Genomic DNA, 21188 nt, shown 5'->3' on the forward strand with positions numbered 1-21188 from the left:
GCCTCCGACGGTCGCGTTCCGCCGCTCACGCCGGAGTCAGCCGAACCAACGGCCCGGGGTCGGCGTCAACTGCGATCAAAAGCCCGTCGTCAGGGCCGACCGCCACCGCGCGGATCCGCCACCCCCGACCGTCGAGTAGGCGTTCGACCTCGGTGGGTCCCTGGCTATCAACGGCGAACCGGCCGAGATACCCGCCCGCGAGGTTGCCCGCAAACAGGTCACCCCGCCACGTCGACGCCGCGCCGTCGTAGATCGCGAGTCCCGACGGCGGGAACCCTCCGGAGCCGCAGGGCCAGTAGTGGACCGGATCGATCGCGTCACCACGCTCCGAGTGGGAGACGCCGATGGGGTCGCCGCCGCCGTAGGTGCACGCCTCGGTCGCGATGGGCCACCCGAAGTTGCCGCCGGATTCGAGAACGTTGATCTCGTCACCGTCCTGCTCGCCGTGTTCGTGCTCCCAGAGCGCGCCCGTCTCGGGGTGGACCGCCAACCCCTGGGGGTTGCGGTGGCCGTAGCTGAAGACCGGATCCCGGGCGTCGGGGTCGTCGACGAACGGGTTGTCGTCGGGGATCGACCCGTCGGGATCGAACCGAAGCACTGCGCCGAGGTCAGTGGTTCGGTCCTGGGCGACGTGGTCCGGGCCGAAGTTCTTGAACTGGCGGTCGCCGACGGTGACGTAGACCCGTCCGTCGGCCCCGAAAACGACTCGGGAGCCGAAGTGCGCGTCGGAGTTCACGAACGGCTCGGCGGCGTGGAGCACCTCAAACTCCGCCAACCGGCCCGCATCGGGGTTGAGCCGCCCCCGACCCAGGTGCGTCGTGGTCGCGCCCGCGTCGTTCGCCGCCGAGTAGGTGAGGTACACCCACGCGGGATCGGGGTAGCCGGGGTGGACGGCAACGTCCAACAGCCCGCCTTGGCCGCCGGCGAACACCTCGGGGACGCCGTTGATCCGCCGCGTCTCGCCGCCGGGGGCGACGCGGACAAGTCCACCCGGACGCTCGGTGACCAAGGTCGCCCCGTCGGGCGACACAGCGAGGCCCCACGGCTGGGCGAGGTCGTCAGCGACTGTTTCGACCTCGTACTGAGGGCTGTCGTCGGATACGCCGGTCCCGGTGTCGGCGCGTCCGTCGCTACCCGCCGGGCGTCCGTCGTCGACCGGAGGGCTTGCGGCACACCCACCGAGCGCGAGCACCCCAGCCGAGACTCCTGTCCGCAGAAACCGCCGCCGGTCGCCGTTCATACCCGTTGTTCGGGCCCGCTGAACTAGCACCTGTCGCCGCCGGAAGGCCGGCCGGCAGTGTTCAAATAAGCGATGCGTGATCAAGGAACCGACCCCGGGCGGGACTGACAGGGGCTGCGGGGGCTTTCGAGGCCATCTCCGAGCCTCTCTCCCCGCTTTCGGTCTTATCTGAACAGTACCGCAGCCCCGGACGCGGCCTCGGCCCCGACCACCGGACGCGCAGCGAACCCGCTCGCCGGCAACGCTTTTGCCGCCTGGGAAACACTGTCCGTATGACTCCTCCGTTCGCTCGCCCACACGCTATCCCGTTTCTGTGATACATCTCGAAGCCGTTATATTTAACACGGCCACAGACTAACGTCTGTCAATGTCAGAATCGGCAGTCTCCGCCGTCGGGTACGACGAACTGGCGGCGCTGAAATTCGTCGCACTCGAGGGCGGCCGGTCCAGCCCGGTCAAGATCTCCTGTTCCGGGCTCGCGGGCCGCCTCGACGCGTCGAACCAGACCGCCTCCCGTCGGCTCCAGCGGCTCGAATCCGCCGGCTACCTCGACCGGGACGTGGTCGCCGACGGTCAGTGGGTCTCGCTCACCGAGTCCGGGGAAGCGGCGCTCCACTGCGAGTACGACCACTACCGCCGGATCTTCGAGGGCGACAGTCCGTCGACCGTGGAACTGGAAGGCACCATCACGAGCGGGATGGGCGAGGGCCGGCACTACATCTCGCTTTCGGGGTACGTCGAACAGTTCCGCGATCGGCTGGGGTACGAGCCGTTCCCCGGCACGCTCAACGTCGACCTTGACGACGAGAGCGTGCGCGCGCGGTCGGCGGTGTCGTCGCTGCCGGGTGTCCAGATCGACGGGTGGGAGGACGACGAGCGGACGTTCGGCCCCGCAACGTGTTACGCCGCTACCGTCGCAGACGACGGCGAAATCGCCGAGGAGGCCCACATCATCGTTCCCGAACGCACCCACCACGACGAGACCCAACTCGAGATCATCGCGCCGGTGAAGCTTCGCGACGAGCTCGGACTTGACGACGGAACGGTCGTCTCCGTCCGAGTGGAGGCGGCGGAATGACCCGGACGACCGCCGACATCGGACCCGAGGCCGCCGACGGAGGCGCGGTCGACCGGGCGGTGGCGGCGTTCCAGGATGGGAACCCGGTACTGATCCACGACGCCGCCGACCGCGAGGGCGAGACCGACATCGTCTATCCCGCGAGCGCGGTGGACGCCGACGCGGTCGCCCACCTCCGAGAGGACGCCGGTGGGCTGATCTGCACCGCCGTCTCCGACGCCGTCGCCGACGCGGCGGGGCTCCCGTTCTTGGAGGATGAACTCGACCACCCCGCGGCTGCCGACCACGACCTCGCGTACGACAACCGGTCGTCGTTTTCGCTTCCGGTAAACCACCGCGAGACGTTCACTGGGATCACCGACGACGACCGCGCGCTCACCATCCGCCGACTGGCCGACGCCGCGGCCACGGCGGCGCGCTCCGACGGCTACGACGCCGAGGCGTTCGCAACGGAGTTCCGGACCCCGGGTCACGTCCACGTTCTCCGGGGCGCGCCGGACCTGTTGGCCGACCGTCGGGGCCACACCGAACTCGGACTCGCTGTGGCGGCGGCCGCAGGGCTCCCGCCGGCGGCCGTGGTGTGTGAGATGCTTGACGCCGGCTCCGGCGGGGCGCTCACCCCGACCGCGGCCCGGGAGTACGCCCAGCGTAACGGGTACGTCTACGTCGAGGGTGCGGCGATCGTCGACCGGTTGGGGTGATCCGCTCGTCCGGCACGCGCGGCTGATCTGGGCCCCACCGGCCCGGCCGTACTGACGCCTCACCCACCGCAGACGCTCCTGTATGATTTTATACCCCGGGCCGCAAACGACGGCATATGGGATTCGACGAGATGGACGTCGGCACGATCTGGCAGGACGGCGACTTCGTCGACTGGGACGACGCGACTGTCCACGTTCTCACGCACGCACTCCACTACGGCACCGGGATCTTCGAGGGGGTCCGGTGTTACGACACCGAGAACGGCCCCGCGATCTTCCGGTGGGACGAACACTTAGACCGGTTCTACCAGTCGGCGAAGCCGTACGATATGGAAGTCCCGTTCTCGCGTGCGGAACTCACTGAGGCGACGCTCGAACTCCTCCGGCGCGAGCAACTCCGGTCGTGTTACATCCGCCCGGTGGCGTTCTACGGCTATGGCTCCTTGGGCGTGAGCCCGAAAGAGAACCCCGTCGACACCGCGATCGCGGCGTGGCCGTGGGGGACGTACCTCGGCGAGGAAGCCTTAGAGCGTGGCGTCGAGGTGATGATCTCCTCGTGGCGGAAGTACGCCTCCAGTCAGGTCCCGACCAACGCCAAAACCACCGGGCTGTACGTCAACTCACTTCTTGCCGGGGAGGAGGCCCGCCGGAACGGCTACACCGAGGCCATCGTCCTGAATAAGGAAGGACAGGTCGCGGAGGGGCCGGGCGAGAACCTGTTTCTGGTCCGGGACGGCGAGATCTACACTCCCGGGCTCTCTCAGAGCATCCTCGATGGCATTACACGAAACACCGTGATCGAACTCGCCCGCGAGCGCGGCTACACCGTCTACGACCAAGCGAGCATCTCCCGCGGGGAACTCAACACCGCCGATGAACTCTTTTTCAGCGGGACCGCTGCGGAAGTCACGCCCATCCGGAAGGTCGACAACGTCACCATCGGCGACGGCTCCCGCGGGCCCGTCACGAAGGAACTCCAGCAGGCTTTCTTCGACCTCGTGGAGCGCCGGACCGACGCCCACGAGGAGTGGTTCACGTACGTCTAGGACAGTACTCATTTTTATTACGGCGCTCTGGCGCTCGGATCGACCTCGTAGGCGGCGTCGGGTTGCCCGACAAAGTAGTAGACCACGAACCCGACAAACGGCACGAGAAAACAGGCCCCGGTCCAGGCGGTCGCGGAGTCGCTTCCCCGCCCGGTCGCGTCGATGTAGACCCACCCCGGAAGCACCACGTGGGCCACGAGAAAGTAGCCCGCGAACCCGAGGAAGTACGCGAACGTGCCGACGTCGGCGATCACCACCCACATCACGAGCAGTGGGAGGAAGGCGACGGCGACCAGCCCGCCCAGCACGGCGATCGGCGAACGCGTCGTTGGCATCGGGTTGGTGTTGGAGCCGCGGCGGTATGACGCTTTCCGGTCGAGGCTGTCGACGGCAGCCTCGGCCGTATCCCAGAAGTCATATGCCGGCGTCGCGACTTCCTACCGGTATGGACGCCTACGACCGGATCACCCGGAACGCCGCCGAGGTGGTCACCGACGAGGAGGCACGCGCGTTGGCCGACGCCCCCGACGGAAAGCGGGCGTACGTCGGCTACGAGCCCTCCGGCGTCCTCCACGTCGGGCACATGCTCACCGCGAACAAGCTGATCGAACTCCAAGACGAGGGGTTCGAGGTGGTGGTGCTCCTGGCCGACGTCCACGCCTACCTCAACGGCAAGGGCACGTTCGCGGAGATCAGAGACACCGCAACCCGGATGCAGGAGCAGTTCGTCGCCTACGGGCTGGACCCCGACCGGACGGAGTTCGTGCTCGGGTCGGAGTACCAACTCGACGAGGAGTACGTGCTGGATCTCCACTCCCTGGAACTCGAGACGTCGCTGTCGCGGGCCGAACGCGCGATGGCGGAGATCGCGGGCGACGACACCGCCACCGTCGCCCACGCGGTCTACCCGCTCATGCAGGCGCTGGACATCGTCTACCTCGACGTCGACCTCGCGATCGGCGGGATGGAACAGCGGAAGGTCCACATGCTCGCCCGCGACACGCTGCCGAGCATTGACGCATCGGCGCCGACGTGCCTCCACACCCCGCTGATCGCGGACCTCACCACCGGTGTGGGCAAGATGTCCTCCTCGGGGGGGCTCTCCATCTCGATGGAGGACTCCGGCGCCGACATCGCGAAGAAAGTCGAGAAAGCGTACTGCCCGCCCACCGCCGACCCCGATCCGACCGACAACGGCGAGGAGCGGGAGAACCCGGTGCTCCAGCTGTTCGAGTACCACGTCTTCCCGCGGTTTTCGGAGGTCGTGGTCGAGCGCCCGGACCAGTACGGCGGAAACCTGACTTACGGGAGCTACGACGCGCTCGAAACGGATCTCGAATCCGGCGAACTCCACCCCGCCGACGCGAAAGGGGCGCTCGCGACCTGTCTGAACGACCTGATCGCACCCGGCCGCGAGCGGATCCGGTCCGACCACGACTGAGTCGGAGCGGTGGCGGCGTCGGCGTCGGCTCCACCGACCACGGTTCTCCGCTACACGTCCTTCGCGGCCGCGAGCGTGAACGTCCCTTCGTAGAGCGCGGTCCCGACGACCGCGGCCGCCGCGCCGACGTCGCGGAGGGTAGCCACGTCGTCCAACGATGCCACTCCGCCCGAGGCGACCACGGGAACGTCGACCGCGTCGGCCACGCGGCCCGTCACCCCGGTCTGGACCCCCGCTTGCTGACCTTCGACGTCGACGTCGGTGAAGAGGATCGACCCCGCACCCTCCTTTTCGAACCGCGCAGCGGCTTCGGCGGGCTCCAGTCCCGTTGTCTCGGTCCACCCCGAGACAACGACCTCGCCGCCTTTGGCGTCGAGGCTCACCATCACCCGACCGGGGTAGCGCTCCGAGATCTCGCCCACCAGTTCCGGGTGTTCGACCGCGGCGGTGCCGAGGATGACGCGCTCGACCCCGCGGTCGAGCAGGTCGATCGCGTCCGCCGCGGTCCGGATCCCGCCGCCGAGTTGGACAGACACGTCGACGGCGTCGACCACCGCCTCCACCGCGTCGGCGTTGGCCCGCTCGCCGTCGAAGGCGCCGTCGAGGTCGACCAAGTGGAGCGTCTCCGCGCCGGCGTCGACCCACCGTTCGGCGGCGGCCACGGGGTCGCCGTATCGCGTTTCGGTCCCGCGTTCGCCTTGGACGAGTTGGACCACGTCGCCGTCCTGCATGTCCACCGCGGGGATCACCTCGAACTCCGGAAACGGCTGGTGCATACCCGACTTTCTGTGCGACGACGGCCTAAACGCACCGGCCTGGATCGACAGACGAAGAGGTACACCTTTGAGCGCGGAACGCGGAACAGGAACCGATGCAACTGTTCGGGTCGAGCGGTACCCGGGGCGTCGTCGGCGAGGGGCTCTCCCCCGAGTTCGTTCTCCGGATCGCGAAGGCCGCGGGCACCGCGTGGTCGGCCGACCGCGTTTTTGTGGCCCGCGACACGCGGACCTCCGGTGAGATGTTCGAGAACGCCGCCGCGAGCGGGCTCGTGAGTGTCGGTGTCGACGTCGACCGGTTGGGACCGACCCCGACGCCCGCTGCCGTCCGGTACGCCGACGTCCGCGAACGCCCGGGGCTCGTGATCACCGCTTCCCACAACCCCCCGGCGTACAACGGGGTAAAACTCGTCGGCGCCGACGGGGTCGAACTCGGCGTCGACCGGCTCGAACGGGTCGAAGAGCACATTCTCGCCGAGGAGTTCGCGATCGCGGCGTGGGACGAAGTCGGCGCGGTTGACCGGGTCGACGCCGCGAACCGCGCGTACGTTTCGGACCTGCTCGCCGGCGTCGACCGCGAGGGCATCGCCGACGCCGACCTCACGGTCGCGCTTGACCCCGGCCACGGCGCGGGCGCGCTGACCAGCCCGGAGTTCTTCCGACGGCTCGGGTGCGACGTCGTCACAGTCAACGCCACGCCCGACGGCTTCTTCCCCGGTCGACAGCCCGAGCCGGTGGCCTCCCGGCTCGACGACCTCCGGTCGCTCGTGACCGCTGCCGACGCGGACGTGGGGATCGCCCACGACGGCGACGCCGACCGAGCGATCTTCGTGGACGAGACCGGCGCGTTCGTGGCGGGGGAGGCGTCGCTGGCGGCGCTCGCGGCCGCGGAACTCGACCCCGGCGACACCGCGGTCGCGGCGGTGAACGTCTCCCAGCGGTTGGTGGACGTCTGCGACCGGGTCGGCGCGGACTTACAGCTCACCCCGATCGGGTCGACCAACATCATCACCCGGATCCGGGGGCTCCGGGCGGCGGGCGAGCGGGTGCCGATCGCGGGCGAGGGCAACGGCGGGGTCTTCTTCACCGACCACCGCCTGGTTCGGGACGGCGCCTACACGGGGGCGAAGTTCTTGGAACTCGTCGCCGACCGACCGGCCAGCGAGCTCGTCGCGCCGTACACCGACTACGAGAACGTCCGGATCAACCTCACCTACGATACGGACGCTGAACTCGACGCCGTGCTCGAAGCCGCCCGGGAGTTCGCGGCGTCGGCCGACGCCGACCCCGACACCAAAGACGGCTACCGGTTGGACTACGGCGACGCGTGGGTGCTGGTGCGACCGTCCGGGACCGAGCCCAAAGTTCGGATCTACGCGGAGGCCCGCAACGCCGACCGCGCCCGGGGGCTCGCCGAAGACGCCGCCGACCCGCTCCGCGCGGCGCTCGACGCCGCCGACTGACCGGTTCATACGGCGAGTATGCCGAACAACAGACAGACCGCGCCGAGCACCAGCAGTCCGACGCCGCGCTCGATCGATCCGCGTTCCAGAACCGTCTCTCTCGGCTCGACCGGTCCCTCGTCGACCGGCCCCAGCCAGTCGGTTGCATCTCCGGGGCTGCTGGAGTCGTCGGGCCCGGAGCCAGCGAGCCGCCGGACCGCCCGCCCAACTCGGAGCGAGCGCGCGCCGTACAACAGACACACGAGCCCGACACCGATCGTGACAGCCGCGACGAGCATCGACTCAGGCGTCGCCGCCCCTCCCCTCAAGCGCGGTCACAAGCCGGTCGCGGGCGCCCCGGAGCCGCTCGAGTTCGGCCGCCGCGGTTCCCGACTGCACCGCGGCCAGCTCGTCGGCGTCAAGCTCCTGGTGGGCGCGAGTGGCGCGGCGGAGCGTCCGGTAGTCGTCCCGCCGAGTCAGGTCGCGGACGGTCCTCACCCGCGCGACCGTCTCCTCGTCGGCGAACCGCCCGAGCAGCGACACGAGTTCGCGGGCCCGGAACCGGAGTTCCTCCCGGGGCGGCGGCGGTAGCGACACGGTTAGGGGCTCCCCCGAGAGGCGCTCGAGGTAGGTCCGGTGGACCGCGACGGTCGTCTGGAGCAGTCCGGGGTCCTCGGCGTAGTGGTCCAGTTTCGACCCGGTGTAGTCAGCGTACTCCAACAGGGTGGGGATCGGCTCGTCGGCGTCGGGGCTCTCGGCGGCGAACTCCCGGAGGTCCCGCGGCGGCGACCGGAACTCGACCAGCGGGAACGCCTCCGTGCGGTCGAGGAAGTCGACGACCGCGGCGATCGACGCCGACGCGTAGAACTCGTCGAACTCCTCGACCACGGCGTCGTTGTACGCCTCGATCGGATCGGTCAGCTCCGCGACCGGCGCGTCGAGGTCGGCCTCGCCGACCGCCAACCACGCCGCGCGCTCGTCGATCTCCTCGTCGAGGGCACGCCGGCAGAGCCGGGCGTCCCGTTTGGCCTTCGCGACCGCCTCCGCGGCGTCCTCGCGGCGGTCGAGCAGGTCGACGTACGCGGCAGCAGGCTCCAGATCCTCCCGGGCGCCGTCGAAGTCGGACTCGCTCAGCCGCCGTTGGTCCAACCGCTCCCCGGCGGCCGAAAACGCGTCGCTGGCCGGCGTGTCGTCGCGGTCCTCAACCAGGCCGAGGAACGTGTCCTGAAACTCCACGTACGCCTGGAAGTCGCCGGTTCCGGTCGCCGACCCCTCGTAGCGGTCCAGAAGCTGTGCCGCCTTCCGGTAGGCGTCAGCGGCGTCGACCACGGCGGCCTCCCCGATCGACTCGATCTCGGATTCGACCGCCGAGAGGCGCTCTCTCGCGTTCCGGAGATCTTCGGCCCGCGTTTCAGCCTCCTCCACCCGGGCCGCCGCGTCGCCGGCCGCCGCGTCGTCGCCGTCTACTGCCGAATCCAGCCCCGACATCGGGTCACCCGTACACCTCGTCGGGGTCGAACACCCGCTCGCCGACGTGGTCGCCGTTGACCGTGCGGTGGAAACACGACCGGTGGCCGGTGTGGCACGCGCCGCCGGCCTGGTCGACCAGATACAGGAGGGTGTCGGCGTCGCAGTCGACGCGGATCTCCCCGACGGCCTGGGTGTGGCCGCTCGTGGCGCCCTTTTCCCAGAGCTCCTCGCGGCTCCGGGAGTAGTAGTGAGCCCGGCCGGTCTCTCTTGTGCGCTCGAGCGCCTCCGGCGACACGTACGCGAGCATGAGCACCTCGCCGGAGTCGGCGTCCTGCGCCACGGCGGGGACGAGACCGTCCGCGCCGAACTCCACCTCGACGTCGTCTGTCATACTCAGGTCCAGGCGGGTCCGGCCGATAGGTCTTTTGCCCCCTCTCACGCGGCGACTTGGTCTGCGACCGAGGCGGGGTCGATCCGTCAAACCACACCGAGCGCGCCCAACACCCCGAACACAACGTCGCCGTAGACGAACGCGATCAGGGTCCCGACGAACATCGGGACGATGAACGGGATTCCCGGCGAGACCCACACCGCGTCGCGTTCGGTCACGACCGCCAGGCCCTCGCGGAGTGTCTCCGGGGAGGTGCCGTACGCCGTTCCGTCGATGCTGTCGAGGAACGCGTCCGCACCCCACGGGTCCGCCGGGTCGGCGTCGTACGCGGCGTCCGAGTCGGGCGGGGTGGCTTCGCCGCCGCCGTCGCCGACCGCGCCGACCGCGCCGTCGGTCGGATCATGCGTCTCGCCGATGCTCGCCGGGTCGCGCGCCCACCCGGGGTTCGACCGGACGGCCGCTAGGCTCGTCCCCCGCCACCGGAGGTACATGCGGAGAGCGTCGATGTCGAGTCCGTTCCGGGTGTACCCCTGGGTGGTCTCGAACAGCCGGCCGTGGGCGGTCGGCAGCGCCGAAATATCGGTCCGGCGACCGAACAGCGCCACCGGAACGGTCACCTCCCCGTCAGCAAGGTTCCGCGCCAGGATCGCGAGGGGATAACCCGCGGCCACCACCACGGTGTTCGTGAGGACGGTCATGGAGAAAACGCCCAGGGTGGTCACGACGACCGGGAGGCTAAACCCCGCGAAGTAGTAGCTCGGAAACGTCGGGAGCAGCACCGAGATCGCGATCAGCGCCTTGGCGTCGGCGCCGCCGAACCCGCCCAGCCGCCAGAACAGGTACGCGATCGGCGCGACCAGCAGGAGGCTGATGCCGACCCGAACGAAAAACAGCGCGTCGCCCGGCGCCGACAGCGAGCGGTGCCCGACGGCGTCCCACACGAGCAGGAGCGCCCCGAGACCGACGAGTGGGTACCACGCCCGGCTCGGCACCCGACGGATCTTGACGTCCCGCCACGCGGCCCACCCGAGCACCGGGAGCACGGCCAACCGGAGAACGTCCGGCACGCTGGCGACCATACAGGGGGAGCGATCCCGGAGGTGTTGTAGCTTGTGTTTGCACACCGTCCGACCGCGGCCGGAGGCGGTCGTGCAGGATTTAATACTCGAGCGCTCCGACACATAGCTGATGCCTCAAACCGGAGACACAGCACCGGCGTTTTCGGCGACGCGTGGCACGAGTAATCACGAATCGTTCGCCCTCGACAACGCAGTGGGCGACGGCCCGGTCGTTCTGGCGTTCTTCCCAGGGGCGTTCACGCCGCCGTGTACGAACGAGATGATCACGCTCCAGGATCGCCTCGAGCGGTTCGAGGACGCCGGCGCGACCGTCTACGGCGTGAGCGCCGACTCCCCGTTCTCCCAGGGGTCGTTCCGCGAGGAACACGGAATCGAGTTCGACCTCGTCAGTGACATGGGCGGCGCGGCCATCGACGCCTACGACCTCGAAATCGACATCGAAGAACTCGGCCTCCACGGGATCGCGAACCGGGCCGTGTTCGTGATCGACGACGAGGGCACGATCACGTACAGTTGGGTCGCCGACGACCCGACCAACGAACCAGACTACGACGAGCTCCTCGATGCGGTGGAAGACGCCTGACACGGTCTACAGAATGTCGAGGCGAGTGCATCGGGGTCGTTCGGAAATCTTCGATTTCCGTGATCACGAGAATCGAAGATTCTCGAACGATGTGACCCCGCGGGTGAAGCCGACACGAAGATCTTATCAATATGTGCCAGCATCAACGAGTACAGTCAGAAACCCCCAAAGACGGATTAACGACCGTAATCCAATGCTGACTGAGCAAGATTTGAAATGCGACTCCTCTCAAGACCCGTGCTTTGGCGCGGTGCGACGGGAGTTGTCGGGCGGGGTGGAGACGCCGGCCCTCACGGACACAGCAAGTGTTCGGGTGTGAATTCCAGCCGACTCTTCAGAGAGAAGGTCGAGGGGAATTACATTCGCCTGCGGGCGCAGTGCTGACCCAACACGGTGAAGCCTCGGGGCTTGTCCCCGAGGTAGTTCACTGTCCCTCGCGCGACCGTCGCTTCACGGAGCGAGCAGTACTAGGCTGCGCTTCACGGAGCGAGCAGTACTAGCCTGCGATACTCCGTACGCGCGTCTCTCGCTCCAGGGGGTACACAGCGGGCACGCCCGTCCAGGATTGCATACCGTTTTCGTCTCCGCTGAGGCGTCTGCCCGGGCGAGTCCCTCGAACGTCCCCCGCGGAGCCGCACCCCGACCGCCGAGGCCTACCGCTCCGACAACCGGGTGGCCAGCTCCCGGGCTTTGCGCACGTGGCCGTCGGCTTCGGGGTGACCGGTCGCGTCGATCTCCCCGAGCAGGTCGGCGACGGTGCCCGCCCGATCGGCCACGACCGCCGGATCGTCGATGTCGCGAACATCGGCGGCAACCGCCTCGGCCTCTCCCAACCACCGGCTCGCCCCGCGATCGACCGGTAACTCGGCTGTCGCGGCCAGTCGCTCGTACAACTCGACCCGTGGATCGTCGGCCATCGGATTCTCATACGTCGCATTGCGGCCGAACCACTTGTGACTGTTGGAGCAGCCGACAGGAGACACGAGGTGATACTGACCCCGTCTACCGAGTGCGGACGGCGGACGCGGCGCTCTGCGGGACAGCGTGGGAGGACGCAGCCTGAGTCGACATCGCCGGCCGCACGCGCCTCGGCACCGAACGGGGGTTCGCCGGTAGGAAAGCGTCACGACGGATATACTGCGGCGTTGCAGCCTCGCGAGCGTCCGGAAACGCGGACGCCGTGTCTCAGATGACGCGGTTCTGGAGGTAGTCGAGGTGCTTCGCGTTGTAGACGATCCGCACCTCGTCGGCGGCGGGCGACCCGATGCAGGTCAGCCGCACGTTCTTGTCTTCGACCTCCTCGTCGGAGAGGATCTGCTGCATATCCATATCGATGTCGCCCTGCTTGACGATCGCGGCGCAGTTCGCGCACGCGCCGGCGCGGCACGAGAACGGCCAGTCATAGCCCTGCGCCTCGGCGGCTTCCAAGATGTACTCGCCCTGGTTGACCTCGAGCGTGCCGTAGTCCTCGTCGCCGAGGTCGGCGCCATCTGCCTTCTCGAAGAGGTCGTCGGCGTCCATGTCCCAGCCCTCGTCCTCGACTACCTCGTAGTTCAGGTATTCTACTGTAGGCATCAATAGAATTGTTGTGGTGCCATCCCATTAGACTTTGCTGTTCGATCCGGGCCGACGGAGGGGCCGGCGGCCGCTTCAGCTCGTCGCCGCCGCGATGGCCTGCTCGAGATCGGCGATGATGTCCTCTTTGTCTTCGATCCCGACCGACAGCCGGACCATGTCGGACGTGACACCCGCAGCGTTCTGTTCGTCCTCGGTGAGCTGTTGGTGCGTCGTCGACGCCGGGTGAATCACCAGAGTCTTTGCGTCGCCGACGTTCGCGAGAAGCGACGCGAGTTCGACGTTGTTGACGGTGTCGCGGGCGGCGTCGTACCCCGCCGCCAGCCCGAACGTGATCATGCCGCCGTAGCCGCCCTCGAGGTACTCGCTGGCCTCCGCGTGGGTCTCGTGGCTCTCTAAGCCGGGGTAGTTGATCCACGACACCGCGTCGTGATCCTCGAGGAACTCCGCGACGGCCATCGCGTTCTCGCAGTGCCGTTCCATCCGCATCGGCAGCGATTCCAGCTTCTGGAGGGTGTTCCACGCGTCGAACGGCGACTGGGCGTTCCCGAGGTCGCGTAGGCCCCTCGCGATCGCGGCGTAGGTGAACGCGGCGTCACCGAACCGCTCTGCGAAGTTGACGCCGTGGTACGCGGGGTTCGGAGCCCCGATCTCGGGGAACTTCTCGGCGTGGTCGGCCCAGTCGAAGGACCCGCCATCGACGAGGACCCCGCCGATAGTTGTACCCGCGCCGTGGAGCCACTTGGTGGTCGAGTCCCACACCAGGTCCGCGCCGTGCTCGATCGGCCGGCACAGATAGGGAGTCGCGAAGGTGTTGTCGACGAACAGCGGGACGCCGTGGTCGTGTGCGATGTCGGCGACCCGCTCAATGTCGGGTGTGACTAAGGCGGGGTTGCCGATCGTCTCCAGGTGGACGTAGGCGGTGTCTTCGTCGATCGCCTCCTCGTAGGCGTCGTAATCGAGAGTGTCGACAAACTTCGCCGTGACGCCGCGGCGCTCGACGGTGTGGGTGAAGTAGGTGTAGGTGCCGCCGTACAGCGACGCCGCGGTGACCACGTTGTCGCCGGCTGACGCGAGCAGGAACGTCCCGAGATCGAGCGCAGCCATCCCCGAGGCGGTCGCGGCGGCGCCGATCCCGCCCTCCAGCGACGCCAACCGTTCCTGCAGCGTCGCAACCGTTGGGTTCATGAGCCGGGAGTAGATGAACCCCTCCTTCTCGAGGGCGAACTGCCCCGCGGCGTCCTCGGCGTCGTCGAAGACGTACGAGGTCGTCTGGTGGATCGGCTGTGCCCGCGATCCCGTGGCGGGGTCGGGTTCCTGTCCGGCGTGGAGGCTTCGCGTCCCGAACCCGAGCGGCGTGTCTTCTTGATCTGCCATACCTCGCTTTCGCGGACCGGTTACCTAACCGGCGCGTCGGTAACAAGTACCGCCGGTATCTTCGACGCACGATCCGCGGGCGGCGCGGCCGTCGGAGTCACCGGTGGAACCGGCGCAGCCCGAACGCCTCGCTGTCGACGCCGACTTCGAACGGCCCGTCGCGGCCGTCGACGACAGACATTTGCTGGTGCTTCCCCAACGGTTCGAGCGGATGAAGGAGTTTGTGCTCGGCGGCACACAGTCCGGCGTCGGCAAGACCGTCGCAACGCTCGCGGTGATCCGGGCGCTTCAGGAAGCCGACCACAACGTCCAACCCGCGAAAGCCGGCCCCGACTTCATCGACCCCAGCCACCACGCCCAGGTCGCCGGGACCCCCTCGCGGACGCTCGATCTGTGGCTCGAAGGCACCGAGGGGCTTCGCCGGAACTACGCCCGTGGCGACGGCGATATCTGCGTCGTTGAGGGCGTGATGGGGCTCTACGACGGCGACTGTTCGAGCACCGCGATGGTGGCGGCGGCGCTGGGTCTCCCGGTGGTGCTGGTCGTCGACGCCAAAGCCGGAATGGAGAGTGTCGCGGCGACGGCCCACGGGTTCCGTGAGTACGCGGCCCACGCCGGCGTCGACGTCGATGTCGCGGGCATCCTGGCCCAGCGCGCCCACGGCGGCCGCCACGCCGAGGGGATCCGTGACGCGCTTCCGGCGGGGCTCACCTTCTTCGGACGGCTCCCGCCCGACTCGGATCTGGTGATCCCCGACCGCCACCTCGGCTTGGAGATGGGCACGGAGGCACCGCTCGACCCTGCGGCGCTGGACGCGGCCGCGGAGACGATCCGAACCGACCGACTCCTCGACGTCGCGCGATCGCCGGTGGGGCCGGAGCACGAGCCGAGGCCACGCGCCGCCCGTGATCCGTCGACCGCACGCGCCGCCCGTGATCCGTCGACCGCACGCGACGACGGCCGCCCGACCGTCGCGGTGGCCCGCGACCCGGCCTTCTGTTTCGTCTACCCCGCCACGCTCGAACGCCTCCGGGAGCGCGCCGACGTGGTCACGTTTTCGCCGGTCGCCGGCGACGACCTTCCGGCGTGTGACGGCGTCTATCTCCCGGGTGGCTACCCCGAACTCCACGGACCGGCGCTCGCCGACAGCACAGCACTGGCGGCCCTCGCCGAGCGGGCGGCGGCCGGAACCCCGACTCTTGGGGAGTGCGGCGGGTTGATGGCGCTGTCGGAGTCGCTCACGACAGTCGACGGCAACACCCACGGGATGGCGGGGGTGCTTCCCGCCGACGTCCGGATGGCCGACCGCTACCAGGCGCTGGAGCACGTCGAACTCCGCGCCGAACGAGACAGCCTCTCGGCTGCCACGGGCGAGATCCGCCGCGGCCACGAGTTCCACTACTCCAGCGCCGACGTCGACAGCGACGCCCGGTTCGCGTTCGAGGTTCACCGGGGGTCGGGAATCGCCGACGAACGCGATGGCCTCACCGAATACCGGACGCTCGGGACGTACTGCCACCTCCACCCCGAGAGCGGCGCCGTCGACACCTTCCTCGACCGGGTGGCCGCCGCCGCCGTGGAGTGAGCGCGGGGCTCACCCGACTGCGGGTCCGCCGCTCGCTGCCCCCGCAAAGAGGAGCGCGAGTCCGGCGACACCGACTCCGACCACCGCGGCCGACGACCCGATCCCGACCGCCAGCGACGCCACGGCGACGACCGCAGCGACCCCGCCGACAGACACCGCGACCCACCGCCAGCGGCCGGCGAGGACCGCGAGACCGGCGGCCACGAACGCGGCACCGATGCCGACGGTCGCGACTCCCGGCGCCGAGAGGGACCCGGGCGCGGCAACGGCGACCTCCCGGATGCCGCCGGGGATACCGACGAGGAACTCCCGTCCGACGAGCGCGGTGCCCGCGACGGCGACACACAGCCCTGTGATCCGGGCGAGGAAGTCGGCGTATCGCATACGGTGTGCGTGGACGCGGAGTCGAAAATGCGTTCGGGTCCTGGTGGCCGTGGGCCATCCGGGTCCGCCACCGAACCGTCATCGCCGCTTCGCTCCGGCGTTCGGGCCGATCCGAGATCGACGGTGTTTCGCGTCACCAGCGGACAGGGACACCGCCCGCGCAACGCTGGCGCCGTTCTCCCGCGTGATCCGCACGACACACTCGGTGAGTACGCGGCTCCACGCCGGCCGTTGCGTCGGGCTACCGATTGCTGAAAAGCGACGCGTGGACCGGCGCGAAGTCGCCGCCGGTGTTACCCGCCTCGTCGGTGTCGTGGACCGCGCGGCCGTCAACGCCGTCGCTGAGGAAGTCACGGAGCGGCGGGCCGACCTTCTCTGGTTCGACCAAGAACGCGTCGTGGCCGTGATCGGACTCGACAACATGGTGGGCGACGGGGATGCCCGTCTCCCGGAACGCCGCAGCGACGGTCTCGGACTGCTCGGAGGTGAAGTGCCAGTCGCCGGTAAACGAAAGCAGGAGCGCCTCGCCCTCGAAGGCCGCCACCGCGCGGGCGTCGTCCTCGTACCCCTCCGCGAGGTCGTAGTCATCCATGGCGCGGGTGAGGTACAGATACGAGTTGGCGTCGAACCGGTCGATGAACGTCTCGGCCTGATAGTCGAGGTACGACTCCACGTCGCGGTACGGAAAAAAGGCCGCCGCGGGATCCGACGGGAACGAGTCCCGCTGGGCGTCGCGGCCGGCGGACCGCCGCCCGAACTTCCCTTCCATCGACGCCTTCGAGAGGTACATAATGTGGCCGATCTGGCGGGCCAGCGCCAGGCCGTCTTTGGGCTCGGCGTCGGCGCCGTAGTAGTCGCCGCCGTTCCAATTCGGGTCGGTGGTGATCGCGCGGCGCGCGACGGCGTCCAAGGCGAGACACTGGGCGCCGAGCCGCGCCGCGCCCGCGACCGACACCACGTATCGGGCGTCGTCGGGGTACCGCTTCGCCCAGTCGAGGACGTTCATCCCGCCGACGCTGCCGCCGACCACCGCGTGGAGCCGGCCAACGCCGAGTTCGTCGAGCAGGAGGCGCTGCGAGCGGGTCCAATCGCCCACTGTCACCGGCGGGAAATCGGTGCCGTAGACGTCACCCTCGGGGTCGGTCGACGGCGGCCCGGTGGTGCCGTAACAGGAACCAGGAACGTTGGCGCAGACGACGTAGTAGTCGTTGGTGTCGATCGCTTTCCCCGGGCCGACGATGTCGTTCCACCACGCCCGGGCCTGACCGGTCGTCTCCGACCCGTACCCCGCGACGTTCTGGCTGCCGGTGAGGGCGTGACACACGAGCACGGCATTGTCGCCGTCGAACTCGCCGTAGGACTCGTAGGCGACCTCCAGATTCTCGATCTCGTCGCCGGAGGCGAAATCGAACCGACCGAGGGAAACGGTGGCGGTGTCGGTCTTCATGTCTCTCCCCCGTTTCTGTCGCCGGCGTCCGCCGACGGCTCCCCGGCGGACACCCGCCGCGTCGCCGTCCGGATCGCCCGGTCCAGGTCGGCGATGATGTCTCCCGGCTCTTCGATCCCGACCGACAGCCGGAGCATCTCGGGCGAGAGGCCCGCAGCGCGCTGTTCTTCTTCGCTCAACTGGGCGTGGGTCGTCGACGCCGGGTGGATGATCAGGGTCTTCGCGTCGCCGATGTTCGCGAGGAACGACGCTAGGTCGGTCGCCTCGCACGTCCGCTTTGCCGCCTCGTAGCCCGCCGCCACCCCGAACGTGACTATCCCGCCGTAGCCGTCCACATCGGTGCCGGTCGCGACCGTCGAGTCGCTGCCGTCGCCGTCGTTGACGCCGAGGTATCGGGTCGCGTTGTCGTGGGTGGGGTGGTCTCCGAACCCGGGGTACGACACCCACGCCACGTCCTCGTGGTCACGGAGGAACGCCGCGACCCCGCGGGCGTTCGAGCAGTGCCGCGCCATTCGGAGGGGGAGCGTCTCCAGCCCCTGGATGGTCTGCCACGCGTCGAACGCCGACTGCTGGTTTCCGAGCGTCCGGAGCCCGCGCTGGCGGGCGACGTTGGCGAAGGCGGTGTCGCCGTACCGTTCCACGAAATCGACGTCGAAGGCGGGGTTCTCCCCCGAGAGCTCGTCGTAGTCGGCGCGGTCCCACGGGAACGTCCCGCCGTCGACGAGGACGCCGCCGACCGTGGTACCCGACCCGTGGATCCACTTCGTGGTCGACTCCCACACCACGTCGGCGCCGTGTTCGATCGGCCGACAGAGGTAGGGTGTCGCGAAGGTGTTGTCGACGACGAGCGGCGCGTGTCCCTCGTGGGCGACCGCGGCGAGTCGCTCGAAGTCGGGCGTTTTCAGCGACGGGTTCGCGACCGTCTCCACGTGGACGTAGGCGGTGTCGTCGTCGATTGCGTCGGCGTACGCGTCGTAATCCAGCGTGTCGACGACGCGGACGTCGACCCCGCGGCGCGTCGCCATCCTGGAGAGGTAGGTCGCGGTCCCGCCGTACATGTCCGCGGAGGCGACGACGTTGTCACCGGCCGCGGCGAGCACGCTCGTTGCGGTGTCGAGTGCGGCCATCCCCGATGCGGTCGCGACCGCGGCGGTCCCACCCTCTAGGGCGGCGAGGCGCTGCTCCAGGGTCCGCGTGGTCGGGTTCGAGATCCGGGAGTAAACGTCGCCGTCGGCGTCGAGCGCGTAGAGGTCGGCCGCGCGGTCGGCGTCCTCGAAGACGTAGGAGGTGGTCTGGTGGATCGGCGGCGCGCGTGCCCCCGTCGCTTCGTCCGGCGTCTGGCCGGCGTGCAGACTCCGGGTGTGGAACCCATCGACCATCGTATGTGTAATACGCATATTCGCTCGCCGACTTATAACCAGCGGTTACGGTCCGGGGTCCGGTGGACCGCGGTCGGCCGAGTCGGGTGACGCCGTCGGCTGTTCGACGTGGGCGCGCCAAAACCCCGGCTGGAGGTAGGTCGCGTACGCGGCCCGATAGCCAGCCAGCCGGGCGGCCGGCACGAGCGCGCGGGCCGCCACCCCGGCGACCCCGTCGCCGCGAACAAACGTGGTGTTGCCGTCGAGCGCGTCGGCGACGAGCGCCCGCTGGAGGGGGTCCTCGGCCGATCGCGCCCGGTCGTGTGCCAATCCGCCGAGTGTCGGGAGGACCTGTCGGAGGCGCCCGGGCGACCGAATCTCCGTCTCGACCAACGCGCGTTCGGCGGTCCGGTTTCGGAACGAGTGGACAACACCGGTGTCGACCGTGACGGACTCCCCAGCCCGGACCGTCCGCTCGGCGCCGTCGAGGGTCACCGTCAGCGACCCGGATTCGACCGCGAACCGTTCGACGCTCCGCTCGTGGTGGTGCGCCGGCGGCCCGCCGTACCCCGCACCGAAGACGCTGAGCGTCCGGATCGGGCCGTCGCCGTCGGACAGCGGGATCCCCCAGACCGACCGGGTCGGGTGAGAGGCTATCGGACCGGCCCGCCGGCCGATCCGGTCGTCGAGGTCGCTCCCCGCCGCCACCTCGAACCCCGTTCCGGGGACCGGATCACCCCGCTCGTCGAGGGTACGACCGGTCACGTATGTGGACATACGCCGGATTGGACGCCAGGCGTGAAAACCTCGTCTCTCCGGGACTCGAACAGGAGCCACGGGGACTCCCGACCCTCAGTCGTCGGCGGGTGCGGCCTCCGCTATATCGAGTTCCGCGCGGGCCGCTGCCAGCCCGGCATCAACATCGACGTCGACGCCCGCGTCGGCCATCGCCTCGCCGACGACCCGGACGCCCCGGAGGATGGCCTCGTCCGGGAGCCCGCCCATGTTGCTCACCCGGAAGATGGTGCCGCCGAGGTGGGCCTGGCCCCCGGAGATGCTCACGTTTCGGTCCTCGACGCCGTCGAAGAACGCGTCGGCGTCGTCGCCGGCGACGGCGTCGGGCAGCGACACCGCGGTCACGGTGTTCGAGAGCACGGTGGCGTCCTCGGCGTTCGCGAACAGCTCCAGCCCCATCCCGGTGAACCCCGCGCGGAACGCCGCGGCCTGCCGGCGGTGGCGCCGGATCCGTGCGGGCATGGTCTCGGCGACGATGTCTTCGACCGCGACCGCCATCGCGCGGAACAGCGGCACGGCGCTGGTGAACGGTGTCTGGTGGGACTCGGCCTTCCGGAGGTGCCACTCGAGGTCCTGGTAGAACGGCGCCGACTCGCCGTCGAGGTCGTCGACCACCTCCTCGGTCACGTACATCGCGCTGATCCCCGGCGGCGCCGCCAGCGCTTTCTGAGCGTCGGTGATCGCGATGTCGACGTTCCAGGGGTCGAGACAGAACACGTCGCCGCCGATCGAGGTGACGCCGTCGACCACGAACCGGGCGTCGTGGGCGTCGGCGATCCGGCCCACCCCCGCAACGGGGTTCAGGAGTCCAGTACTGGTCTCGTTGTGGACCATGGTCACCAGGTCGGTGTCGTCGGTGACGACGGCGGCGACATCCGACAGCGGGATCGAGTCGCCCCACGGCACCTCCACGCGCGTCACGTCGGCGTAGCGCTCGGCGATCCGGGCGAACCGCCGGCCGAACTTCCCGTTGACCAGGGCGACGACGTGGTCGCCCGCGGTACCGGACTGTGTCCGGTCGCTCGCGGGACTCTGTCCCGTGCTGCCGACGAGGTTCGCGACCGCGGTCTCCATGCCCATAGACGCGGTGCCGTTGAGAACGAGCGAGGTCCCGCCCGCGTCGGTTTCGGTCGCCGTTCCGTCGAGCGTCGACGCCTCGAAGACGTAGTCGAGGCCGTCCTGTGCGCGCTCGTAGACCGCTTCGAACGACGCCGACCGGTGGGACACCATCGGCTCGTCCATCGCGGCCGACACCTCATCGGTGACCGGAACCGGGCCCGGATTGAGGAGAAGAAAGTCCTCGTCCATACTCGGAACTTACGGCGCTGGGACATAAGCGGCACGGGTTTGAGGGACACTGCGGTTCGCATATCAGGGTCTCTCTGCCGTCGGCAGTTCTCGTGTGTCGTCCGGTCCCGAC

22 protein-coding genes are annotated in these 21188 nt (G+C 69.1%); 7 read left to right on the plus strand and 15 right to left on the minus strand.

What is annotated here, in order from left to right:
- Window positions 1–25: 25 nt before the first annotated feature.
- The gene (locus IEX72_RS11445) at window positions 26–1240 is read right to left on the minus strand and encodes a PQQ-dependent sugar dehydrogenase (RefSeq protein WP_188787524.1); all 1215 of its coding nucleotides are present in this window, start codon (window positions 1238–1240) and stop codon (window positions 26–28) included.
- A 367-nt stretch (window positions 1241–1607) separates the two neighbouring features.
- Between IEX72_RS11445 and IEX72_RS11450 the strand changes: the two genes are divergently transcribed.
- The 3 genes from IEX72_RS11450 to IEX72_RS11460 all read left to right on the plus strand — a co-directional run bounded on the left by IEX72_RS11450 (window position 1608) and on the right by IEX72_RS11460 (window position 4065).
- On the plus strand, window positions 1608–2318 hold the full coding sequence (locus IEX72_RS11450; protein ID WP_188787525.1) for a DUF120 domain-containing protein: 711 nt from the start codon (window positions 1608–1610) through the stop codon (window positions 2316–2318).
- Window positions 2315–3019 (plus strand): 3,4-dihydroxy-2-butanone-4-phosphate synthase, encoded by a 705-nt coding sequence (gene ribB / locus IEX72_RS11455; RefSeq protein ID WP_188787526.1) that lies wholly within the window; start codon window positions 2315–2317, stop codon window positions 3017–3019. The genes IEX72_RS11450 and ribB overlap by 4 nt, the downstream gene beginning before the upstream one ends.
- A 116-nt stretch (window positions 3020–3135) precedes the next feature.
- Window positions 3136–4065 carry a branched-chain amino acid transaminase gene (locus IEX72_RS11460; protein ID WP_188787527.1) on the plus strand — a complete coding sequence of 310 codons (930 nt, stop codon included), beginning with the start codon at window positions 3136–3138 and terminating at the stop codon, window positions 4063–4065.
- A 17-nt stretch (window positions 4066–4082) separates the two neighbouring features.
- Here IEX72_RS11460 and IEX72_RS11465 read toward each other — a convergent pair whose 3' ends face one another.
- The gene (locus IEX72_RS11465) at window positions 4083–4400 is read right to left on the minus strand and encodes a PLDc N-terminal domain-containing protein (RefSeq protein ID WP_188787528.1); all 318 of its coding nucleotides are present in this window, start codon (window positions 4398–4400) and stop codon (window positions 4083–4085) included.
- A gap of 110 nt (window positions 4401–4510) precedes the next feature.
- Here IEX72_RS11465 and IEX72_RS11470 point away from each other — a divergent pair, with 110 nt between their 5' ends.
- Window positions 4511–5506, plus strand: coding sequence for a tyrosine--tRNA ligase (locus tag IEX72_RS11470; protein WP_188787529.1), 996 nt, complete (start codon window positions 4511–4513; stop codon window positions 5504–5506).
- 50 nt (window positions 5507–5556) lie between these two features.
- Here the strand turns inward: IEX72_RS11470 and hisA are convergent, their stop codons facing one another.
- On the minus strand, window positions 5557–6282 hold the full coding sequence (gene hisA / locus IEX72_RS11475; RefSeq protein ID WP_188787530.1) for a 1-(5-phosphoribosyl)-5-[(5-phosphoribosylamino)methylideneamino]imidazole-4-carboxamide isomerase: 726 nt from the start codon (window positions 6280–6282) through the stop codon (window positions 5557–5559).
- Window positions 6283–6377: 95 nt separating this feature from the next.
- On the opposite strand from hisA, the gene glmM reads away from it, so the two are divergent.
- Window positions 6378–7745, plus strand: a complete 1368-nt coding sequence (glmM, locus tag IEX72_RS11480) for a phosphoglucosamine mutase (RefSeq protein WP_188787531.1) — start codon at window positions 6378–6380, stop codon at window positions 7743–7745.
- A 5-nt stretch (window positions 7746–7750) separates the two neighbouring features.
- On the opposite strand, the gene IEX72_RS11485 is transcribed toward glmM, so the two are convergent.
- The 4 genes from IEX72_RS11485 to IEX72_RS11500 form a co-directional block, all read right to left on the minus strand.
- A complete protein-coding gene (locus tag IEX72_RS11485) occupies window positions 7751–8023 on the minus strand; it encodes a hypothetical protein (protein ID WP_188787532.1) in 273 nt (90 codons plus the stop codon).
- A gap of 4 nt (window positions 8024–8027) precedes the next feature.
- A complete protein-coding gene (locus tag IEX72_RS11490; RefSeq protein WP_188787533.1) occupies window positions 8028–9212 on the minus strand; it encodes a DUF7118 family protein in 1185 nt (394 codons plus the stop codon).
- Window positions 9213–9216: 4 nt separating this feature from the next.
- Window positions 9217–9585 carry a phosphoribosyl-AMP cyclohydrolase gene (gene hisI, locus IEX72_RS11495; RefSeq protein ID WP_188787534.1) on the minus strand — a complete coding sequence of 123 codons (369 nt, stop codon included), beginning with the start codon at window positions 9583–9585 and terminating at the stop codon, window positions 9217–9219.
- Between the two features lie 86 nt (window positions 9586–9671).
- A complete protein-coding gene (locus IEX72_RS11500) occupies window positions 9672–10664 on the minus strand; it encodes an A24 family peptidase (protein ID WP_188787535.1) in 993 nt (330 codons plus the stop codon).
- Between the two features lie 109 nt (window positions 10665–10773).
- On the opposite strand from IEX72_RS11500, the gene IEX72_RS11505 reads away from it, so the two are divergent.
- The gene (locus IEX72_RS11505; RefSeq protein WP_188787536.1) at window positions 10774–11247 is read left to right on the plus strand and encodes a redoxin domain-containing protein; all 474 of its coding nucleotides are present in this window, start codon (window positions 10774–10776) and stop codon (window positions 11245–11247) included.
- A 653-nt stretch (window positions 11248–11900) separates the two neighbouring features.
- Here IEX72_RS11505 and IEX72_RS11510 read toward each other — a convergent pair.
- The 3 genes from IEX72_RS11510 to IEX72_RS11520 all read right to left on the minus strand — a co-directional run bounded on the left by IEX72_RS11510 (window position 11901) and on the right by IEX72_RS11520 (window position 14199).
- Window positions 11901–12164: a hypothetical protein gene (locus IEX72_RS11510; RefSeq protein WP_188787537.1), complete on the minus strand. Its 264-nt coding sequence runs from the start codon at window positions 12162–12164 to the stop codon at window positions 11901–11903.
- Between the two features lie 268 nt (window positions 12165–12432).
- Window positions 12433–12822, minus strand: coding sequence for a ferredoxin Fer (fer, locus tag IEX72_RS11515; RefSeq protein ID WP_188787538.1), 390 nt, complete (start codon window positions 12820–12822; stop codon window positions 12433–12435).
- A 75-nt stretch (window positions 12823–12897) separates the two neighbouring features.
- On the minus strand, window positions 12898–14199 hold the full coding sequence (locus IEX72_RS11520) for an O-acetylhomoserine aminocarboxypropyltransferase/cysteine synthase family protein (RefSeq protein WP_188787539.1): 1302 nt from the start codon (window positions 14197–14199) through the stop codon (window positions 12898–12900).
- Between the two features lie 211 nt (window positions 14200–14410).
- Here IEX72_RS11520 and IEX72_RS11525 point away from each other — a divergent pair, with 211 nt between their 5' ends.
- On the plus strand, window positions 14411–15784 hold the full coding sequence (locus IEX72_RS11525; RefSeq protein WP_188787597.1) for a cobyrinic acid a,c-diamide synthase: 1374 nt from the start codon (window positions 14411–14413) through the stop codon (window positions 15782–15784).
- A gap of 9 nt (window positions 15785–15793) precedes the next feature.
- On the opposite strand, the gene IEX72_RS11530 is transcribed toward IEX72_RS11525, so the two are convergent.
- The 5 genes from IEX72_RS11530 to IEX72_RS11550 all read right to left on the minus strand — a co-directional run bounded on the left by IEX72_RS11530 (window position 15794) and on the right by IEX72_RS11550 (window position 21076).
- Window positions 15794–16168 carry a hypothetical protein gene (locus IEX72_RS11530; protein WP_188787540.1) on the minus strand — a complete coding sequence of 125 codons (375 nt, stop codon included), beginning with the start codon at window positions 16166–16168 and terminating at the stop codon, window positions 15794–15796.
- Window positions 16169–16409: 241 nt separating this feature from the next.
- Entirely contained in the window at window positions 16410–17615 is a 1206-nt protein-coding gene (gene metX, locus IEX72_RS11535) for a homoserine O-acetyltransferase MetX (protein WP_188787541.1), read from the minus strand.
- Window positions 17612–18994, minus strand: a complete 1383-nt coding sequence (locus tag IEX72_RS11540; RefSeq protein WP_188787599.1) for an O-acetylhomoserine aminocarboxypropyltransferase/cysteine synthase family protein — start codon at window positions 18992–18994, stop codon at window positions 17612–17614. The genes metX and IEX72_RS11540 overlap by 4 nt, the downstream gene beginning before the upstream one ends.
- A gap of 45 nt (window positions 18995–19039) precedes the next feature.
- On the minus strand, window positions 19040–19750 hold the full coding sequence (locus tag IEX72_RS11545; protein WP_188787542.1) for a cupin domain-containing protein: 711 nt from the start codon (window positions 19748–19750) through the stop codon (window positions 19040–19042).
- Window positions 19751–19825: 75 nt separating this feature from the next.
- A complete protein-coding gene (locus IEX72_RS11550) occupies window positions 19826–21076 on the minus strand; it encodes a pyridoxal-phosphate-dependent aminotransferase family protein (protein ID WP_188787543.1) in 1251 nt (416 codons plus the stop codon).
- Window positions 21077–21188 lie beyond the last annotated feature (112 nt).

Source organism: Halobellus salinus, from assembly GCF_014646875.1.
Lineage (GTDB): Archaea > Halobacteriota > Halobacteria > Halobacteriales > Haloferacaceae > Haloquadratum > Haloquadratum salinum.

Excerpts from the sequence above, each read along its gene's own strand:
- IEX72_RS11450 (WP_188787525.1), top strand. The coding sequence starts at position 1,608 with ATGTCAGAATCGGCAGTCTCCGCCGTCGGGTACGACGAACTGGCGGCG.
- IEX72_RS11540 (WP_188787599.1), bottom strand. The coding sequence starts at position 18,994 with ATGGTCGATGGGTTCCACACCCGGAGTCTGCACGCCGGCCAGACGCCG.
- ribB (WP_188787526.1), top strand. The coding sequence starts at position 2,315 with ATGACCCGGACGACCGCCGACATCGGACCCGAGGCCGCCGACGGAGGC.
- IEX72_RS11500 (WP_188787535.1), bottom strand. The coding sequence starts at position 10,664 with ATGGTCGCCAGCGTGCCGGACGTTCTCCGGTTGGCCGTGCTCCCGGTG.
- glmM (WP_188787531.1), top strand. The coding sequence starts at position 6,378 with ATGCAACTGTTCGGGTCGAGCGGTACCCGGGGCGTCGTCGGCGAGGGG.
- IEX72_RS11465 (WP_188787528.1), bottom strand. The coding sequence starts at position 4,400 with ATGCCAACGACGCGTTCGCCGATCGCCGTGCTGGGCGGGCTGGTCGCC.
- IEX72_RS11530 (WP_188787540.1), bottom strand. The coding sequence starts at position 16,168 with ATGCGATACGCCGACTTCCTCGCCCGGATCACAGGGCTGTGTGTCGCC.
- hisI (WP_188787534.1), bottom strand. The coding sequence starts at position 9,585 with ATGACAGACGACGTCGAGGTGGAGTTCGGCGCGGACGGTCTCGTCCCC.
- IEX72_RS11460 (WP_188787527.1), top strand. The coding sequence starts at position 3,136 with ATGGGATTCGACGAGATGGACGTCGGCACGATCTGGCAGGACGGCGAC.
- IEX72_RS11490 (WP_188787533.1), bottom strand. The coding sequence starts at position 9,212 with ATGTCGGGGCTGGATTCGGCAGTAGACGGCGACGACGCGGCGGCCGGC.
- IEX72_RS11550 (WP_188787543.1), bottom strand. The coding sequence starts at position 21,076 with ATGGACGAGGACTTTCTTCTCCTCAATCCGGGCCCGGTTCCGGTCACC.
- fer (WP_188787538.1), bottom strand. The coding sequence starts at position 12,822 with ATGCCTACAGTAGAATACCTGAACTACGAGGTAGTCGAGGACGAGGGC.
- IEX72_RS11470 (WP_188787529.1), top strand. The coding sequence starts at position 4,511 with ATGGACGCCTACGACCGGATCACCCGGAACGCCGCCGAGGTGGTCACC.
- IEX72_RS11510 (WP_188787537.1), bottom strand. The coding sequence starts at position 12,164 with ATGGCCGACGATCCACGGGTCGAGTTGTACGAGCGACTGGCCGCGACA.
- IEX72_RS11545 (WP_188787542.1), bottom strand. The coding sequence starts at position 19,750 with ATGTCCACATACGTGACCGGTCGTACCCTCGACGAGCGGGGTGATCCG.
- IEX72_RS11525 (WP_188787597.1), top strand. The coding sequence starts at position 14,411 with ATGAAGGAGTTTGTGCTCGGCGGCACACAGTCCGGCGTCGGCAAGACC.
- IEX72_RS11445 (WP_188787524.1), bottom strand. The coding sequence starts at position 1,240 with ATGAACGGCGACCGGCGGCGGTTTCTGCGGACAGGAGTCTCGGCTGGG.
- IEX72_RS11505 (WP_188787536.1), top strand. The coding sequence starts at position 10,774 with ATGCCTCAAACCGGAGACACAGCACCGGCGTTTTCGGCGACGCGTGGC.
- IEX72_RS11520 (WP_188787539.1), bottom strand. The coding sequence starts at position 14,199 with ATGGCAGATCAAGAAGACACGCCGCTCGGGTTCGGGACGCGAAGCCTC.
- IEX72_RS11485 (WP_188787532.1), bottom strand. The coding sequence starts at position 8,023 with ATGCTCGTCGCGGCTGTCACGATCGGTGTCGGGCTCGTGTGTCTGTTG.
- metX (WP_188787541.1), bottom strand. The coding sequence starts at position 17,615 with ATGAAGACCGACACCGCCACCGTTTCCCTCGGTCGGTTCGATTTCGCC.
- hisA (WP_188787530.1), bottom strand. The coding sequence starts at position 6,282 with ATGCACCAGCCGTTTCCGGAGTTCGAGGTGATCCCCGCGGTGGACATG.